The sequence below is a fragment of the Streptomyces kurssanovii genome (assembly GCF_040677245.1).
In the GTDB taxonomy this organism is placed as follows: domain Bacteria; phylum Actinomycetota; class Actinomycetes; order Streptomycetales; family Streptomycetaceae; genus Streptomyces; species Streptomyces kurssanovii.
The window spans coordinates 1-17,108 of record NZ_JBFAQK010000089.1 but is presented as its reverse complement, the minus strand read 5'-3'; the positions used below and the strand labels follow the sequence as shown (position 1 = coordinate 17,108).

Annotated in this window: 15 protein-coding genes; 11 read left to right on the top strand and 4 right to left on the bottom strand. The window is 69.7% G+C overall.

Features of this window, described 5'->3' with window-relative positions; genetic code table 11:
* The first annotated feature begins 103 nt into the window (after positions 1-103).
* The 5 genes from AB0K36_RS33255 to AB0K36_RS33235 all read left to right on the top strand — a co-directional run bounded on the left by AB0K36_RS33255 (position 104) and on the right by AB0K36_RS33235 (position 3,817).
* A complete protein-coding gene (locus AB0K36_RS33255; RefSeq protein WP_364601315.1) occupies positions 104-1,036 on the top strand; it encodes a pyridoxamine 5'-phosphate oxidase family protein in 933 nt (310 codons plus the stop codon).
* Entirely contained in the window at positions 1,033-1,221 is a 189-nt protein-coding gene (locus AB0K36_RS33250; RefSeq protein ID WP_364601313.1) for a ferredoxin, read from the top strand. The genes AB0K36_RS33255 and AB0K36_RS33250 overlap by 4 nt, the downstream gene beginning before the upstream one ends.
* A 2-nt stretch (positions 1,222-1,223) precedes the next feature.
* Entirely contained in the window at positions 1,224-2,438 is a 1,215-nt protein-coding gene (locus AB0K36_RS33245) for an NAD(P)/FAD-dependent oxidoreductase (RefSeq protein WP_364601311.1), read from the top strand.
* Positions 2,439-2,562: 124 nt separating this feature from the next.
* On the top strand, positions 2,563-3,141 hold the full coding sequence (locus AB0K36_RS33240; RefSeq protein WP_364601309.1) for a dihydrofolate reductase family protein: 579 nt from the start codon (positions 2,563-2,565) through the stop codon (positions 3,139-3,141).
* A 136-nt stretch (positions 3,142-3,277) separates the two neighbouring features.
* Positions 3,278-3,817, top strand: a complete 540-nt coding sequence (locus tag AB0K36_RS33235; RefSeq protein WP_364601307.1) for a hypothetical protein — start codon at positions 3,278-3,280, stop codon at positions 3,815-3,817.
* Positions 3,818-3,933: 116 nt separating this feature from the next.
* Here the strand turns inward: AB0K36_RS33235 and AB0K36_RS33230 are convergent, their stop codons facing one another.
* On the bottom strand, positions 3,934-5,718 hold the full coding sequence (locus AB0K36_RS33230) for a sigma-54-dependent Fis family transcriptional regulator (RefSeq protein ID WP_364601305.1): 1,785 nt from the start codon (positions 5,716-5,718) through the stop codon (positions 3,934-3,936).
* Positions 5,719-5,897: 179 nt separating this feature from the next.
* Here AB0K36_RS33230 and AB0K36_RS33225 point away from each other — a divergent pair, with 179 nt between their 5' ends.
* The 6 genes from AB0K36_RS33225 to AB0K36_RS33200 all read left to right on the top strand — a co-directional run bounded on the left by AB0K36_RS33225 (position 5,898) and on the right by AB0K36_RS33200 (position 12,505).
* Entirely contained in the window at positions 5,898-6,923 is a 1,026-nt protein-coding gene (locus tag AB0K36_RS33225; RefSeq protein WP_364601303.1) for an NAD(P)-dependent alcohol dehydrogenase, read from the top strand.
* Between the two features lie 19 nt (positions 6,924-6,942).
* Complete coding sequence (locus AB0K36_RS33220; RefSeq protein ID WP_364601301.1) at positions 6,943-8,538, top strand: extracellular solute-binding protein; 1,596 nt, start codon at positions 6,943-6,945, stop codon at positions 8,536-8,538.
* An 80-nt stretch (positions 8,539-8,618) separates the two neighbouring features.
* Positions 8,619-9,497: a carbohydrate ABC transporter permease gene (locus AB0K36_RS33215; RefSeq protein WP_364601299.1), complete on the top strand. Its 879-nt coding sequence runs from the start codon at positions 8,619-8,621 to the stop codon at positions 9,495-9,497.
* The gene (locus AB0K36_RS33210; protein WP_364601298.1) at positions 9,494-10,339 is read left to right on the top strand and encodes a carbohydrate ABC transporter permease; all 846 of its coding nucleotides are present in this window, start codon (positions 9,494-9,496) and stop codon (positions 10,337-10,339) included. The genes AB0K36_RS33215 and AB0K36_RS33210 overlap by 4 nt, the downstream gene beginning before the upstream one ends.
* Complete coding sequence (locus AB0K36_RS33205) at positions 10,336-11,424, top strand: ABC transporter ATP-binding protein (RefSeq protein ID WP_364601296.1); 1,089 nt, start codon at positions 10,336-10,338, stop codon at positions 11,422-11,424. Before AB0K36_RS33210 ends, AB0K36_RS33205 begins: the two co-directional genes overlap by 4 nt.
* Position 11,425: 1 nt before the next feature.
* Positions 11,426-12,505 carry an ABC transporter ATP-binding protein gene (locus AB0K36_RS33200; RefSeq protein WP_364601295.1) on the top strand — a complete coding sequence of 360 codons (1,080 nt, stop codon included), beginning with the start codon at positions 11,426-11,428 and terminating at the stop codon, positions 12,503-12,505.
* Positions 12,506-12,517: 12 nt separating this feature from the next.
* On the opposite strand, the gene AB0K36_RS33195 is transcribed toward AB0K36_RS33200, so the two are convergent.
* The 3 genes from AB0K36_RS33195 to AB0K36_RS33190 all read right to left on the bottom strand — a co-directional run bounded on the left by AB0K36_RS33195 (position 12,518) and on the right by AB0K36_RS33190 (position 16,990).
* Positions 12,518-14,932, bottom strand: coding sequence for a SpoIIE family protein phosphatase (locus tag AB0K36_RS33195; RefSeq protein ID WP_364601317.1), 2,415 nt, complete (start codon positions 14,930-14,932; stop codon positions 12,518-12,520).
* Positions 14,933-15,217: 285 nt separating this feature from the next.
* Entirely contained in the window at positions 15,218-16,021 is an 804-nt protein-coding gene (locus AB0K36_RS34765) for an SCO2400 family protein (RefSeq protein WP_435877988.1), read from the bottom strand.
* A gap of 459 nt (positions 16,022-16,480) precedes the next feature.
* Positions 16,481-16,990: a GNAT family N-acetyltransferase gene (locus AB0K36_RS33190; RefSeq protein ID WP_364601294.1), complete on the bottom strand. Its 510-nt coding sequence runs from the start codon at positions 16,988-16,990 to the stop codon at positions 16,481-16,483.
* Between the last annotated feature and the right edge of the window lie 118 nt (positions 16,991-17,108).

Sequence of the window (17,108 nt, the reverse complement as noted above, 5' to 3'; positions counted from 1 at the left end):
GAGTCGGCGTACCAGGTCAACATGTGGCTCGACACCATGGCCAAGATCGACGGCCCGCGCCCGCACTCCCGCCCGCCCACCACCACAGAGGAAGGAGCCGGCCATGGGCGTCTACCACCACGGAGAGCGCACCGTGCAGCAGCGAGCCGGCCTGATCGACCACGCGGGCTTCTCCGCCGCCGCCATCAGGAACGAAATCCCCGACGTCGCCGTCGAGTTCCTCTCCCGGCAGCCCATGCTCGTCGTCGGCGCCGCCGACACGGACGGCGCCGTCTGGGCATCGCTGCTCACCGGAGCCCCCGGTTTCGTCACCGCCACCGGGCCGGCCTCCTTGACGATCGAGGCCGTACCACCCGACGGCGACCCGCTCCACGACGTACTCGCCCGGCCGGCCCACGTCGGCATGATCACCGTCGAGCCGGCCACCCGCCGCCGTATGCGGATGAACGGCAGGTCCCGCCCGGCCGACGGCGGCCTCCACGTCGACCTCGACCAGGTCTTCTCCAACTGCCCCAAGTACATCCAGCAGCGCCGGCCGACCCCCGCGCCGGCCGCGCTCGGCCCTACCGCCGCGCCCTGGCACGGCACGGAGCTGACGCCCCGTCAACTGGCCCTCGTTCAAGCGGCCGACACCTTCTTCATCGCCACCGCCGACCGGGTGGGCAACACCGACGCCTCGCACCGCGGCGGCAGCCCCGGCTTCCTCCAGGCCGTCACTCCGACCCGCCTGCGCTGGCCCGACTACTCCGGCAACGCCATGTTCGCCACCCTCGGCAACATCGAGGTCGACCCCCGCGCCGGACTGCTCCTGCCCGACTGGGACACGGGCACCGTCCTCCAGCTCACCGGCACCGCCGCCGTCGACTGGGACCCCGGCCGTGCCGCCGCGGTCCCCGGCGCGCAGCGCATCGTCGAATTCACCGTCGACCACATCGTGCAGATCGACCGTGCTTCCCCGCTGCGCTGGACCGCCCCCACGTACTCGCGCTTCAACCCGCCCGCGCCCCGGCCCCTCGGAAGAGAAGAAGGACCATGAAGATCACCGTCGATATGAGCCTCTGCGAGAGCCACGGACAGTGCGTCTTCGCCGCCCCCGAAGTGTTCTCCCTCGACGAGGACGACTATCTCGTCCACGACGCCGAACCGGACGACGCCCTGCGCGCGAAGGTCGTCGACGCCGTGACCGTCTGCCCCGTCCGCGCCATCAGCATCGAGGGGTAGGCATGCACCGCCCCCGGAACATCCTGATCGTCGGGGCGTCCCTCGCCGGCCTCCGTGCGGCGGAAGCCCTCCGCGCAGCCGGCCACCGCGGTCACCTCACCCTCGTCGGCGCAGAGAACCGTCCGCCGTACGACCGGCCGCCGCTGTCCAAGGAGTTCCTCACCGGCGAGCGGACGCCGGAGAGCCTCTCCCTCGGCCCCACCGCCCACCTCGGGCTGACCGAACGCTACGGACACCCCGCCGTCCACCTCGACACGGCCGGCCGCGAGGTCCACCTCGACGACGGATCCGTCCTCGCCTACGACGGACTCGTCATCGCCACGGGAGCGGGTCCGCGCCCCTGGCCCGGCCCCCTCCCCGCGACCGGCGTCCACACCATCCGCACCCTCGAGGACGCCCGAGCCCTGAAGGACGCCCTCACCGGGGCCCGCCGGCACCTCCTCGTCGCCGGCGCCGGATTCATCGGCTGCGAAGTCGCCTCCGTCGCCCGCGGACTCGGCCACGACGTCACCCTCGTCTCCAGCGAACCGCTCCCGCTGAGCGGCGCGACGGGTGACGAGGCCGCCGGCTTCCTCACCCGGCTCCACCACGACGCGGGCGTCGAGATCCTCACCCGCAGTACCGTCACCGCCGTCCACGGCCGCACCCGCGTCACCGGCGTCACCGTCGACAACGCCACGGACATCAGCGCCGATACCGCCCTTCTCGCCCTCGGCGCCCGGCCCCACACCGACTGGCTCGACGGGTCCGGCCTGCGACTCGAACGCGGCCTGCTCACCGACGAGTACACCCGCGCCCTGGATACCCACGGCCGCCCCCGGTCCGACATCGTCGCCGCCGGCGACATCACCCGCTTCCCCCACCCGCACACCCCCGGCCCCATCTCCCTGGGCCACTGGAGCAACGCCGTCGAACAGGCCAGGTGCGCGGCCCACAACCTCCTCCACCCCCGACGACCCACGCCGTACCGGCCTGTCGCCTCCTTCTGGTCCACCCAGTACGGCGTCCGCTTCCGCGCCGTGGGCCTGCCGCGCTACGCCGACCACGCCGAAATCCGCGAACTCGACCACGACAAGCGCCGGCTCGAGGTCGCCTACTACCGCCGCGGGCACCTCGTCGGAGCCCTCACCGCCGGCCGGGCGGCCCGCGTCACGGCCTACCGGTCCGAGCTCGCCCGGTCCCTCGCCGGCATCGCCCCACTGCCGGCGGCGTCGTGACCTGGGTGCCGGGGGATCAACTCCAGGCAGCGGAGTGAACGTAGTCCTGGGATCCTGCGCGTCGCGATGAGTCCTGCGGTGTCCGGCGGTCGTACTGTCGAACCGTTACCGAGGAGGACTGCTGATGCGCGGCGTGACCTATTCGATGAACGTCTCACTCGACGGCTACATCGTCGGGCCGGACGGCAACTTCGACTGGACGGGCCCCGACCCGGATGTCTTCCGCTTCTGGATCGACGAGATCCGAGAGGTCGGCGTCCACCTGTTGGGACGTCGGCTGTACGAGACGATGCTGTACTGGGAGACCGCCGACCAGGACTCGCTCGACGACTCGGAGCAGGAGTGGGCCGCGCTCTGGAACCCGCTCCCGAAGGTGGTGTTCTCCACCACGCTGTCGGCGGTGCAGGGCCATGCCCGCCTGGCCTCCGGCGGCGTGGCGGAGGAGATCGAGCGGTGGCGGGCCGAGCCGGGGGAGGGCGACATCGCGATCGGCGGCGCGACGCTCGCCGCCGAGGCGGCCGCGTCGGATCTGATCGACGAGTACCGGGCCATGGTCTACCCGGTGCTGGTCGGCGGTGGCATCCCGTTCTTTCCCCAGGACGAGCGCCGGGTGGATCTCGAACTCGTCGAGACCCGCACCTTCGGCTCGGGAGTCGTCTACCTCCGCCACCGCGTGGCGCGCCAGGCCTCGCCCCAGGATTGATCGGCCGGCCGCGCGCCAGGCGATTGCTTTGGGCCGGCCCGTCACGGCCTATGCCGTGTCTGGTTGATGCGGTGGCAACCGATGCCGTGTGGAAACTTTGGTTTACGTGGGCGCTTCTGGAAACTATAGTTTCCGTATGACGGCCTCTGAGATCACCCCCGAAGAGCAGGCAGAGCTCGACAAGGCCCTGTACGACGTCTTGAACCCCCTGGCCTCGGCCATCCGCTCCCGGGAGACCGGATTGCCCACCGACCGTATGTGGGACGCGAGTCCGGTCGAAGTGGCGCTGTCCGTCCTGGCCGCGTGGAAAGTGCTGGATGGCGAGGTCAAGCGGCTCACGGAGCGGGCGGCAGTGACCGCCGGCTCCTATGGCGCGAGCTATGAGCAGCTGGGAGGCGTCTGGGGCATCACCCGGCAGGGCGCCCGTAAGAAATGGCCTGATGCCGTCAGCCGCCCAGCACCCGTGGCAGCGGGCAAGAGCACGCTTGGGCTGTTCGGAGGGACTGCTGAGCTGGTGCAGTCGCCTTCCGGTGGTTGGGGCTGGACCGGTCGAGGCGCTGATGGAGCATCCGGCACGGCCGCCGATGGGGCGCCGTACGCGACCGCAGAGGAAGCAGCGGCCCACGCGGGCGCGTTCCTCAAAGAACACGCCCTCGGCATCGGCGATCAGTCCTAAGGCTTCTCGCGTGGTCACCTGCGGGTCCAGATGAGGATGGCGGCGAGGTGGAGTGTGGCCTGGTAGGCGATGGCGAGCTTGTCTGTCCGCAAGGCGAGGCCTCGAAGAGACACGGCCTAGGTCAGGCTCGACGGGACGATCCCGTAGCGTCGCATCTTGCGGTACATGGTGGCGCGGGAGATGCCGAGGTCCTGAGCGGTGCGCTGGACGTTGGAGTTGCGGTCCATCAGCCCACGCAGGATGGCATCCCGTTCCAGCGCTTCGATGGCGGTGAGGACCTTGTGGGACGACACCCGGCATTCCGGAGGGAGATCGTCCACGCGGATGATCCCGCCGATCGGGCGCCGGGCGAGGCCGCGGATCACCGACTCGAGCTGCCGGACATTCTCCGGCCAGGGGCAGCGCTCCAGCATCGCCAGCGCATCCGGGGAGCAGCCGCTCTCTCCGCTCGGCCGGTACTTGAGCAGGAAGAACCGGACCAGGTGCTCGATGTCGCCATAGCGATGACGCAGGGGCGGCACCTCCACCGAAGCGCCGCACAGACTGTGGAGCTCGTCGTCGGTCGTGACCATGGACGGCTGGCTGGTCATGATCAGTTGCCCGGTGGCGGTCCCGTCGGGCCGCGCCAGGAGACGTGTCAGATGCCGGCGCAGCCGGTCTCCGAGCAGGTGGACGTCGCGCAGGAGGACCACGGTCGACGGCCTGGCGCGCAGCTCGCGGACCTCGCGCAGCCAGTGCTCGGTGGCGTTCGGTGTCTCCGACGGCGGTGCTTCGACCGTCTCGAGGCGGCGTCCGGCGCTGTGGGCCCCGTGGACCGCATGCACCAGCGTCCGCCTGCCGGTGCCGGCTTCGCCGACGAGATGGAGCCAGGATCCGGCGGCGAACGCCGCCTCGGTCTCCGCGACCGCGCGCAGCCATTGCGGGGAGGAGCCCACCAGCCGCACGCCAGGTCGTCCGGGGCCGGCGGCAAGAACGGGTCCCGGCTGAGGACGTCCGATGACCCGGACCCGGAAGACGGCACCCGCGTCGCTGCCCTCGCGCCGGCTCCGCCCGACCCGCAGTTCGGCTACCCGTCCGGAAGGGAGGGCGATACTCCGTGTCCCTTCGAACCGGGCATCGGCGGCGATCTCCCGTGCGTGGTCGAGCAGTGCGTAGTGATCCGGCCCTGTCACGGCCGATCTCAACTGCTCGTTCATCATGACGACTTCCCGGTTGAGAGCCAGCACAGGTCCCGGGCGGACCGAGGAGCACGCGTCCATGTAGTCCTGGAACAGGGCCCGCTCACGTCGCGAGCTGATCGCCGCGATCTCACCTTCGATCTGGCCCGCGACGGAGCGGGCCAGGGCCATGAGCATCCCGGCGGAGCCCTGACGGACCGTGGTCAGGTTGAAGGCCCCCAGCAGCGTTCGCCGGACGGGATGCAGGATCGGCACGGCCGCGCAGTGGAAGTCCCGCAGCTCCTCGACGTAGTGCTGGCTTCCGGCGATCATGACCGGGCGGCCGCTGGCAAGCGCGGTGCCGATGCCGTTGGTGCCCACGTAGCGCTCGGCGAACACATGGCCCGGGGCGAGTTGCACCCGGTTGAGCCGCGTCGTCAGACCCTCGTGGGAGAGCTTGCGCGACAGCACCACACCGTCGCGGTCCGTGATCATCGTGGACACCGGGTCGTCGGCGAGCTGCTCGTGCAGCCTGTTCACGATCGGCAGCGCCGCCCTGGCGAGCGGGCTGTCCAGATTGGGGTTCTCGAGGTACGGAGCGTTGATGCAGCCCGACTTCACCTCGTACTCGATCGAGCGCTGCCACGAAGCCACCACGAGCGGGCGGGCGCTCGGATCCTTGGTGACTTCCAGGTACAGCTCTCTGGCCGCGGTCAGCGAGCTGCCAGGTCGACGTCGGGGCATTTAACACTTCCGTATCACGCGCGTCATCCCTCGATGGACCGATTGGAACAGCTCGAGGACTCCGCGCCTACGGCGTGTATCACATTGAGACATCCGCGGACCGTTTCTGAGACATCGGCCTGCGAGCACCGGCCTGTGTAATCGGCGCACCGTCCATCCGCCGATTCGCAGGGAGCGCCATGAAAGCCGTGCAGGTCATCGAGTACGACGAGCCGCCAGTGCTCGTGGATGTGCCGGACCCGCAGATCACCGGTCCGCTGGATGTGATCGTGAAGGTGGGAGGTGCGGGGGTCTGCCGCACCGATCTCCATGTCCTCGAAGGGCAGTGGGCCGCCAAGAGCGGGGTCGTCCTGCCGTACACCATCGGCCATGAGAACGCCGGCTGGGTACAGGAGGTCGGGCAGGCCGTCACCAACGTCAAGGTCGGCGACCCCGTCATCCTGCACCCGCTCGCGACCTGCGGTCTGTGCCGTCCCTGCCGGGACGGCGACGACGTGCACTGTATGAGTTCGGCCTTCCCGGGGATCGACGCCGACGGGGGCTATGCCGAGTACCTGAAGACCACCGCCCGCTCGGTCGTGGCACTCGACCCGTCCCTCGAACCGGCCTCGGTGGCGGCCCTGGCCGACGCCGGGCTCACGGCGTACCACGCCGTCGCCAAGGCGGCCCGGATCCTGCGACCGGGGGACCGTGTCGTGGTGATCGGCGCCGGAGGCCTCGGGCACATCGGTGTCCAAGTGCTCCGGGCTCTCTCTCCGGTCGAGATCATCGTGATCGACCGGAGCGCGGACGCCCTCGCCCTCGCCACGGAGCTGGGGGCCGACCACACCCTGGTCGCCGACGGCAGTGAGACCGAACGCGTACGGGAACTCACCGGAGGGCACGGGGCGGAAGCGGTCCTGGACTTCGTCGGCGAGGGGGGCGCCGTCGAGACGGGCGTGGCCTGCCTGCGCCGTAACGGCAACTACTACGTGATCGGTTACGGCGGACGGCTCGACGTGCCGACGATCGACGTCATCTCCACCGAGATCAACTTCATCGGCAACCTCGTGGGGTCCTACAACGACCTGTCCGAGCTGATGGTGCTGGCAGCCCGGGGCAAGGTCGGCCTGCACACCCGGCGATACCCCCTCGCGTCCTTCCAGGACGCCCTCGACGACTTGTCCGCCGGTGCCGTACGCGGCAGAGCGATCTTGATTCCCTGACGGTCGAAGGAGCACTCCCATGCGCAACAGTTCGTCCAAGGGCGTGGTCGCCGCCGCGATCGTCGTGGCCCTCACCGCGACCGCCTGCACCGGTCAAGGCCCTGTCGAGAACAAGCCGGACAAGCCCGCGCTGTTCAAGCCGGGTTCGGAGATCAGCTACAGCAAGTACAGCAAGAGCTACCCCAGGACGAAGGTCAAGGACGTCCCGGGCCCCTGCAGCTACGAGTCGATCAGCCGCAAGGACTACTCCGGCCAGACGCTGAAGATCATCAGCCATGCCATCCCCGTCATCGGCGAGCCGACCCAGCTGCACGCCGAGCAGTTCGAGGAGATCACCGGCGCGAAGGTGGAGGTGATCAACGTCCCCTTCGGGGAACTGCACCAGAAGATCCTCACACCCCTGCAAGCGGGCCAGCCGGCGTACGACGTGATGTTCTATCCCTCCTTGTGGGTCGGCGACATGGCCCCCTATCTGGCCCCGGTGCCGAGGAAGTATCTGGACACTCCCGGCATGAAGGACGTCACCAAGGCCTACATGGACGTGGCGACCTGGGACGGGAAGGTCGTGCAGTACCCCGTGGACGGCGACCGCCACTACCTCAAGGTCCGGACGGACGTCCTTCAGGACCCGAAGCGGCAGGCGGCGTACAAGGCGGCCACGGGCAAGGAGCTCCGGACCCCGCGGACATGGGCCGAGTACCAGGAGGTCGCCGCCTTCTTCAGCGGCAAGGACGTCGACGGCGACGGCAAGCCGAACTTCGGCAGTGCCGAGGTGACCAAGCGTGACGACCTGACGTTCTCGGCGTTCATCAGCCGTGCGGCACCGTACGTCAAGCACCCGGATGTCGGGGGCGGCCTCTTCTTCGACCTCGAGACCATGGAACCGCTGATCAACACGCCCGGTTTCGTACGCGCCCTCGACGACATGGTGAAGGCCAAGTCGACCTGGGCGCCGGGCGGCGCGAACTTCGGTCTGGGGGACGAGATCCTCTCGTTCGGCGGTGGGCAGAGCGTGCTGTCCTATTCGTGGGACGACGCCTTCATCCAGGGCCAGCAGCCGGACGGGACGATCCGCAACAAGATCGGGGCGGCCCCGTTGCCCGGATCCGACGAGGTCTACAACCGCACCACGAAGGCGTGGGACCAGAAGCCCAACCAGGCGCCCTACTTCACCTGGGGCTGGACCTCGGCGGTGGCGAAGGCCGCACGCAACCAGGACATGGCCTTCGACTATCTGTGCTTCTTCAGCAACGAGGCCAACACCGCCCTCGACCTGACCATCGGCCGGTTCGGCGTCAACCCCTACCGGAAGGCGCACTTCGACGCGGGGTTCTGGGAGAAGCAAGGCTGGGACAAGGACGTCGCCGAGTCGTACGTCCGGACGCTGTCCGGCATGGAGTCGAGTACCAACCGCGTCTTCGACCTGCGCGTACCGGGTGTGAACGGCTACATGTCCGCACTGGCCAACGGCGTCGCCGCTGCTCTCGCGGGGCAGAAGGCGCCGCAGCGCGCGCTGGACGACGTGGCCGCGGAGTGGGAGAAGATCACCGGCCAGATCGGCGAGGACAAGGTCCGCAGCGCCTATCGGCACGTGGTCGCACTCGAGGACAACTGACCTGATCGCAGACAGCCCCTGGTGGCCGGCCCAGCCGGCCGGCCACCAGGTGGCGCCTGCCCACTTCCACAAGGACAACCATGGAAGCTCTGCGCCGGCACAAGAGCATGTTCCTCCTCCCAGGACTGCTCACGCTCGCTCTCATCATCATCTTTCCGCTTCTGTTCACCATCCGTGTCAGCTTCTCCGGCTGGAACGTGAGCAACCCGCAGCTGGACTTCATCGGCGGGGCCAACTACACGGCGATGCTGCACGACAGCCGGTTCTGGGCCTCGATCACGCGCCTGGTCCTGCTGGCCGGCGGCACGGTCCTGATCCAGTACGTGATCGGGTTCGGCATGGCCCTGCTCGTCTGGCGTGAGACACGCGGCCGTCGTCTCTGGCGGGTGCTGTTCCTCGTCCCCATGATGACCACCCCCGTGGTGATGGCCGCCATCTGGCAGATGATCTTCCACGAGTCGCTGGGCCCGGTGAACGATCTGCTCGGGATGCTCGGCCTGACAAAGATCCCGTGGCTCACCGAGTCCGGTCCTGCGCTGGTCGCGCTGATGACCGTCGAGGTCTGGCAGTGGACCCCGTTCATGTTCCTCCTGCTGCTGGCCGGCCTGCTGAGCCTCCCCAAGGAACCGTTCATGGCCGCGGCCATCGACGGGGCGGGCGCTTGGCGCACCTTCCGGAAGGTGACCTTCCCCCTCATGGCTCCGGTGTCGGTCGCGGCGATCATCATCCGGCTGATCGAGGCGTCCAAGCTTTCCGACAGCGTCTACGTGCTGACCTCCGGGGGGCCGGGCTCCGCCACGGAGACGCCGGGCTACTACCTCTACATCCAAGGGCTCAGGGATCAGCAGACCGGGTACAGCGGGGCGATGTCACTGACCTATCTGGTCCTGATGATCGTCACGCTCACGGTCGTCGCCGCCTTGCTCGCCAGGGCCTTCAAGCTGAAGGGGGCCTCATGAGGTCGCGTCTTTATCCCGTGTTCAAGTACACCGTGATCGCGCTCTGGGCCTGCTTCGTCGCGGGACCGTTCTTCTGGGCCATGACGACCAGCTTCAAGGACGTCAACGGTGTCCAGGGCGGCGCCACTTACCTGCCATGGCTCCAGTACGAACCCACCGTCGTCGGCTGGCGCAACATCTTCGGCGGAGCCGGCGGCGTCGATGTGATGCGGCCCTTCTTCAACAGCGCCGTCGTCACCGTCGCCGCCTCTGCCGTCAGTCTCGTCCTCGGGTCCCTGGCCGCCTACGCGTTGTCCCGGTACCGCTTCAAGTTCGGCTTCATCAAGAACAGCGACATCGTCTTCTTCTTCGTGTCACAGCGGATCATGCCGCCCGTCGTCCTGGTGATCCCGTTCTTCTACCTGCTGCAGTGGACCGGTCTGCTGGACACCGTCCTGGGCCTGGTCATCGTGACGGTCGCCCTGCTGCTGCCGATCGCGGTCTGGGTGATGGTCGACTTCTTCAACGGCATCCCGCGGGAGATCGACGAGATGGCCATGCTCGACGGCTGCGGTCCGTTCCAGACCTTCGTGCGGGCGATCCTGCCGAACTCCCTGCCCGGGCTGACCGTGGCCGCGATGTTCTGCGTGGTGTTCGGCTGGAACGACTTCTTCTTCGCCTTCCGGCTGACCTTCACCGAGGTGCAGACCCTGCCGCAGGCCGTCGTCGCCCTCAACTCGTCCATCCCGCCCTGGTGGACCCTGTCCGCCGCCGCCCTCTTCGGGGTGGCGCCGCTGATCCTTCTCGCGCTCCGGGTCGAGCGCTATCTGTCCAAGGGAAACCTCTCGGGAGCGGTCCGATGAACCTGAGTGCTACTGATCTGTGCCTGACCGTCGACGGCGTCGACCATCTCAAGGAGGTGTCCGCGACCTTCGTGCCGGGCCGGCTCCACGCGGTCATCGGCCGGACGATGGCGGGAAAGACGACCCTGCTGCGGGTGCTGGCCGGTCTGCAGGGGGTGGATTCCGGCGCACTGACCAGGCAGGGAGCCGACTTCCTGAAAACACCGGTGTGGCGACGCGACACCGCCATGGTCTACCAGCAGTTCATCAACTACCCGCATCTCGACGTGTTCCACAACGTCGCCTTCCCGCTCGAGCGGGCGGGACTGTCGCGCGACGAGATCCGACGACGTGTCACCGACAGCCTGGCCCGCGTCGGCCTCGCCGACTTCGAGCGGCGCAAGCCGTCCCAGCTCTCCGGTGGCCAGCAGCAGCGGGTCGCGCTGGCTCGCGCCCTCGCCCGCGGCACGGGCATCCTCCTGCTCGACGAGCCGCTGGCGAATCTGGACTACAAGCTGCGTGAACAGCTGCGAGACGAGTTCAGAACCCTCTTCTCGGACCAGGGCGACACGGTGGTGATCTACACGACCACCGAACCCGCGGAGGCGATGATGCTCGGCGACGTGGTGCTGGTCATGCACGAGGGACGGATTCTCCAGACCGGGTCACCGCAGGAGGTCTTCGAGCGTCCGGCGACGACCACGGTGGCCTCCATCATCAACGACCCGCCCATGAACATCTTCAAGGGGCGGATCGGGAGCGGGCAGGTCACGGTGGCCGGCTTCCAGGCCACGCACGTGTCCGCGCATCTGGCCGACCTGCCCGACGGGGTCTACCGGTTCGGGCTGCGCGCGACGGACGTCGGCCTGGCATCCGCCGGCGTCGAGGGCGAGGTCACCTTCGTCGAGATCTCCGGCTCCGAGACGTTCGTCCACGTGGCCGTCGGCGAGACCCCGTTCGTCGTACAGATCGAGGGCATCCACGACGTCGCCCTCGGCGACCTGGTGAAACTGCGACTGCGTCCAGAGCGTTTGTTCGCCTTCGACGAGGAAGGGACGCTTCAGCGGACGCCTTCCTACGATCTCACTTCAGTGGAAGGACGTTGATATGACGCGGCTGGACATCGTCGACGTCGGACACAGCTACATGCCGGGGGCCGAGGAGGAGCGGTGGGCCCTCAAACCGCTCCGGCTGACCTTCGAGGCAGGCAAGACCTACGCACTGGTCGGACCGTCGGGCTGCGGCAAGACCACGCTGCTGAACATCCTCTCCGGGCTGGTCAGGCCGTCACAGGGCCACATCCTCTTCGACGGCGCGGACGTCACGGCTCTGCCCACGAGGGCGCGCAACATCGCCCAGGTGTTCCAGTTCCCGGTCATCTACCGGTCGATGACGGTGTACGAGAACCTCGCCTTCCCCTTGCAGTGCCGCCGGTGGGACAAGGCACGCGTCGATGCCAAGGTGCGTCAGGTCGCCGAGGCACTGGACCTGGACGACCGGCTCCACCAGCCCGCCCGGCGGCTCACCGCCGACGACAAGCAGCTCATCTCGCTCGGCCGTGGTCTTGTCCGTGACGACGTGGCCGCCGTGCTGATGGACGAGCCGCTGACGGTCATCGATCCGCAACTGAAGCACTCGCTGCGGCGCAAGATCCGTGAGATCACCGAGCAGTTCGGGCCCACCGTGATCTACGTGACCCACGACCAGTACGAAGCGATGAGCATCGCGCAGGAAGTGCTGGTCATGAAGGACGGCCGAGCCATGCAGCAGGGCACCCCGGAGCAGTTGTTCGAGGCCCCCTCGTCGACGTACGTCGGCTACTTCATCGGATCACCGGCGATGAACTTCCTGACCCTGGACCGGGCGGACGGACACCTCACCCTCGGGGGCCGGCCCCTGACCATGGCGTGGGACATGCCGGGAGGCACCACCGAGTGCCAGGTGGGAATCCGGCCCGAGTACGTCCAGGTCGGCACGGAACCCGGGCCCAACACGTTCCCCGCCAGGCTTCGGGACGTCCGGGACCACGGGCCGCAACGGGTGCTCGTGATGGAGGTGGCCGGCGGGCTCGTCCGGGCGAAGGTGCCGCGGGAGGACGGCGTTCCTGCGAGCGAGGAGTTCCTGGTGCGTCTTCCGCGCGCCAAGGCCCTCCCCTATGCGGACGGTCGCCTCGTACTCCATTCGTAAGCTGCTGTCGGTTCACGGCTCGAGCAGTGGCTGCTCGGTCCAGACGGTCTTTCCCTCGCGCGTGTAGCGGGTGCCCCAGCGCTCGGTCACCTGGGCCACCAGGAACAGGCCGCGCCCGCCCTCGTCGGTGGTGCGTGCCCGGCGCAGGTGGGGGGAAGTGTGGCTGGTGTCGGTGACCTCGCAGATCAGCGACCGTTCGCGGATGAGTCGCAGGGTCACGGGACCGGTGGCGTACCGGTAGGCGTTGGTGACCAGCTCGCTGGCGACGAGTTCGGTGGTGAAGGCCAGGTGCTCCAGGCCCCATTCGGCCAGCTGGGCCGTCGTCAGGCTTCTCGCCTGCGCGGCGGAGCCCGGCTCCGGGGGAAGCCGCCAGGAGGCGACGTTCTGCGGGGGGAGCACGCGGGTACGGGCGATGAGCAGGGCGATGTCGTCGGCCGGGTGAGCGGGCACGAGGGAGTCGATCACCGCCTGACTGGTCTGTTCCAGGGGGTCGGCCGGCCGGGTGAGCGCCGCGCACAGCCGTGCCAGGCCCGTGTCGAGGTCGAGGTGGCGTTCACCGACGAGCCCGTTGGTGTAGAGGGTGAGCAGGCTTCCCTCGGCCAGTTCGACGTCCCGGGTCTCGAACGGCAGGCCGCCCAGGCCGAGGGGTGGGCCGGCGGGCAGCTCGAGCAGGCTCACCCGTCCGTCCGGGGCCGTCACCACCGGCGGCGGGTGTCCGGCACGCGCCACCGAGCACACGCGGGAGACCGGGTCGTAGAGGGCATAGAGACACGTGGCGCCGACGACCTGCTCGCCCACGGGCTGTTCGCCGACGGCTTCCTGTTCCTCCGCCAACAGGCCGACCAGGTCGTCCAGGCGGGACAGGACCTCGTCCGGTTCCAGGTCCAGGCTCGCCAGGGTGTGTACGGCGGTGCGCAGCCGGCCCATGGTGGCCGCGGCGTGGAGCCCGTGGCCGACCACGTCGCCGACGACGAGGGCGACCCGGGCCCCCGACAGCGGGATGACGTCGAACCAGTCGCCGCCCGGCCCCGAGGCCGCCCTGGCGGGGACGTAGCGGGGCGCCACCTCTACGGCGAGCCGGCGCGGGACCGCCCTCGGCAGCAGGCTGCGTTGCAGGGCGAGCGCGGTCTGTTGCTGCTGGGTGTAGCGCCGGGAGTTGTCGACGCAGACGGCGGCACGCGAGGCGAGTTCCTGGGCCAGCGTAACGTCGTCCGCTTCGAACGGGTCGGGGCGGCGTGAGCGCCACAGGCTCATCGCGCCCAGCACCAGGCCCCGTGCGATCAGGGGGACAACGATCAGGGAATGGACAGCCGGGTCGGGAACGAGTTCCCCCTGCCGCGATTCCGCGGCGAACCGGTCGGGCGGAAGAACGGACTCCAGAATCGCCCGCCCCTCGGCCAGACACCTGGCTTGTGGGGTGTCCGGTGCGAAGTCGACGGGTTCCCCTCCACGCTGGGGGAGTTCGGGCCGCAGGGCCAGGACGCTCCGCACCGCCATCCGTACGACGGACTCCGTCGAGCCCCGGGCCGGCTCCTCACCACGCGTCACCGGTTGTGCCAGGTCCACCGACGCGTGGTCGGCCAGCTGGGGGACCATCACATCGGCGAGCTCCCAGGCCGTCTCGGCCACATCGAGCGTGGTTCCGATGCGGGCGCCGGCCTGGGCGAGGAGCGTCAGCCGAAGCCGGGCCCGATGGCGTTCGGTGACGTCCTCGATGGTCTCGGCCACTCCCAGGACCCGCCCGGACGGATCCTCCAGCCGGAAGGCCGATACGGAAGCGGCCCGCTCCCGTGCCGGATTGCGCTCCAGGCGGGTGTACTGCTCGGTGGAGACCAGCGATCTCCCGGTCCGGATCACCCGGCGCACCCGGTCCACGGAATTCCGCGCGTCCTCCGCGACCAGCAACGCACCGGTGGGCATGCCACGGAACGAGGCGGCCGGAACGCCGGTGAACCGTTCGACCGCCCGGTTGACACGGAGAATCGTCATCTCTGGACTGTGGACGACGAGCCCGATCGGACACCGGCGGAACAGCCCGTCGAGAACCGCGCGATCTCTCTGCCACTCGAGGATCTCCGCCGCCGGCGTCCCCACGAGGAACCACTCGCGGACACCGCCGTCGCGCAGGAGCGCACGCACCCTGAAACCCATCTCCACGAGCTGCCCGCTGCGATGACGCACCGCCAGTACGCCGAACCAGCCTCCGGCTCTCCCGCACATCGCCGCGGCCGCCCTGGCGGCCGCCCGGTCGCGGGGATCGATGAGGGCGTCGCGCGCCGGACGGCCGATCATCTCCGCCCCCGGGTGGCCGAGCAGCTCCTCGGCCCGCCGGCTCCATCCGACCACGGTTCCCCGGTCGTCGAGCACCGCGGAGGCCGCAAGGTGCAGGGCGAATGGATCATCCGGGCTCTCGCTGAGCACCGTCATCCGCTGGTCCACGGCTGGACACCACCTCTCTCGGGCCACCCGAGTTCTCCCGCCGCTGCCGGTGCATGCCCGGGACCGGCGTGGCTCAGCCTGGACCGTTCGCCTCGCCGCGGCCCAGGGTCCGAGGCAAAGCACGACAAATGCCATGCGAGCCTATTGAACCCGGTCGGGCCGGGCAGGCTTCCCGGCGTGGTGTCACGGCGTGGCGGGCCCTCACCGGCGGCGTCCTGAGCCGCCGGCGAGCGAGTCCTGACGTGTTGTACGCCGCCGGAGACGACCGCGGTGTCACCCTCGCCGCTGACCGTCGGGCACCGGGACACCCGCTGTGCCCCGCGTGGGACCGTTCGGCGGCGAGGCGCTGACACTGGCGGACGGACCGGCGGACGGACTGGCGGACGGACTCGTGGACGGACTCGTGGACGGACTTGCTGGAGGACTGGCCGGACGGGTCGCCGTGGGGGAGGACGCCGACTGGCCGGGACGGTCGTCGGAAGGACGGGGTGTCGGCCCGGCCTGCGCGGGTGGCGGCGGACCGGTGGCGGCGGGAGCCTGCGGAGCCGGCGATTCCGGGGGAGTGGCCGTCGCGCCGGGACGCCGGGTCCCGGCAGGTCCCCGCGCCCTGTCACCTCCTCCTCGCGCCGGGCGTGTTGCCGGACGGTCCGGTGAAGGTGAGGCCGTCGGTGATCCGGTGACGTCGGCATCGGGCTCGTCGGGAGACGCCTGCTCCGGGTGCGGCAGTGCTCGTTGGGCGTCGGCGGAGTCCTGGGACAGCAGCGATGCCGCGACCAGGCCGCCGAGCATGGCGAAGGTGGCGGCGGCGAGGGTCCGGCCACCGTACTTCCTCAGTCGCGGCGGAAGGCGGTGCCGGGCCGCGGTCGCATCGGACGAGGACGTGGGGGGCCGGGCGACGTCGGGGGACTCGAGTGAGCCCGGCCCCTCGCCGAAGAGGGCGTCCCACACCGGCGGGTCGGCTGCCGGAGCATCGCCGCTCCGATCGCTGGACGGTGCTGTGTCGGAGTCGTACGCCCCGCACTCCGGGCACGTCACGGTGCCGTTGAGGGTGCGTCGACAGGGAAGGCAGTAGTCCATGCGCTCGACCGATCAGTGCGTGTGCCGCTGGAAGGAACCGTGCGCCGCCGGCCGGGCCGGGCAGCAGTCACCGACCGCGGGAAGGCGACGCGCGTCTGTCGAAGGAATCCTTGGCATGTGCGAACCTCACTCACTCACCGGTCTGCAGGTGGGTCACCGGTTACCGAGGAGAACGGGACCGGGTGAGCCGCTGTTCAAGCTTTGACCGAAACGTGGGATACGCAACTCCCTTGAGGTTGTGGCTGGTCACGCCGGCGTCCCGGCCGCCGACCGGCCACGACCCGACTCGGCCCCCGTGTGGCCGGCCGACGCGTGTGGGGGTGCTCGCCTGGCCCGGTCGGCGGCGGAATGCCAGCGGTCGCCGTGGTGGGCACCGTCGCTGCCGTGCGGATGGCGCGCCGAGCGCCGGCTGGGTGGCGCACCGCGCCGCTTCGCGGCGGCGGCCGGCGGGGGACCGGTTCAGCCGACGCCGCGGCGCATGGCCACGCGTGGCCATCGGTCGAGACCGTGTTCCGCTTCCCGTTCGCGGATGGTCCGCAGCTTCGGGCCGAGCGCGGTGTCGTCCAGGGCCCGGAATCCGCAGCGCGTGTAGTACGGGGCGTTCCACGGGACGTCCGTGAAGGTGGTCAGGGTCAGCGCGGGGATGCCCTCGGTCGCGGCCCGGGCCGCGAGGTGGTCCAGCAGGGAGCGGCCGACTCCTCGGCGGGAGGCGTCCGGGTGTACGGACACCTGCTCGACGTGGAGGTTGCCGTCCACGTGGTCGGCGATGAGGTAGGCGACGGGGACATCGGCCCGGTTCACCGCCGCCCAGGCCCTCCCCGCGTGCTGATAGCGGGCGAGCTCCGGGAGCGGCAGAGGCGGGTCGTCGGCGATCTCGGGCATGCCGATGTCGCGGAAGCACTGTCCCGCGGCTCGTTCGATGTCCTGGAGTACGGACAGTTCTCCGGTGCGGACTGCTCGGATGCGCATCGGCCCATTGTTCCCGCGGCCGGCCCCGGCTCCGAACTCATTTGTGCGTCGTCGGCGGCGCGGCGGGGACCGGCCCGGGCGGGCCCCCCCCCCCCGCCGCGGCCCCCCCCCCCGCGGG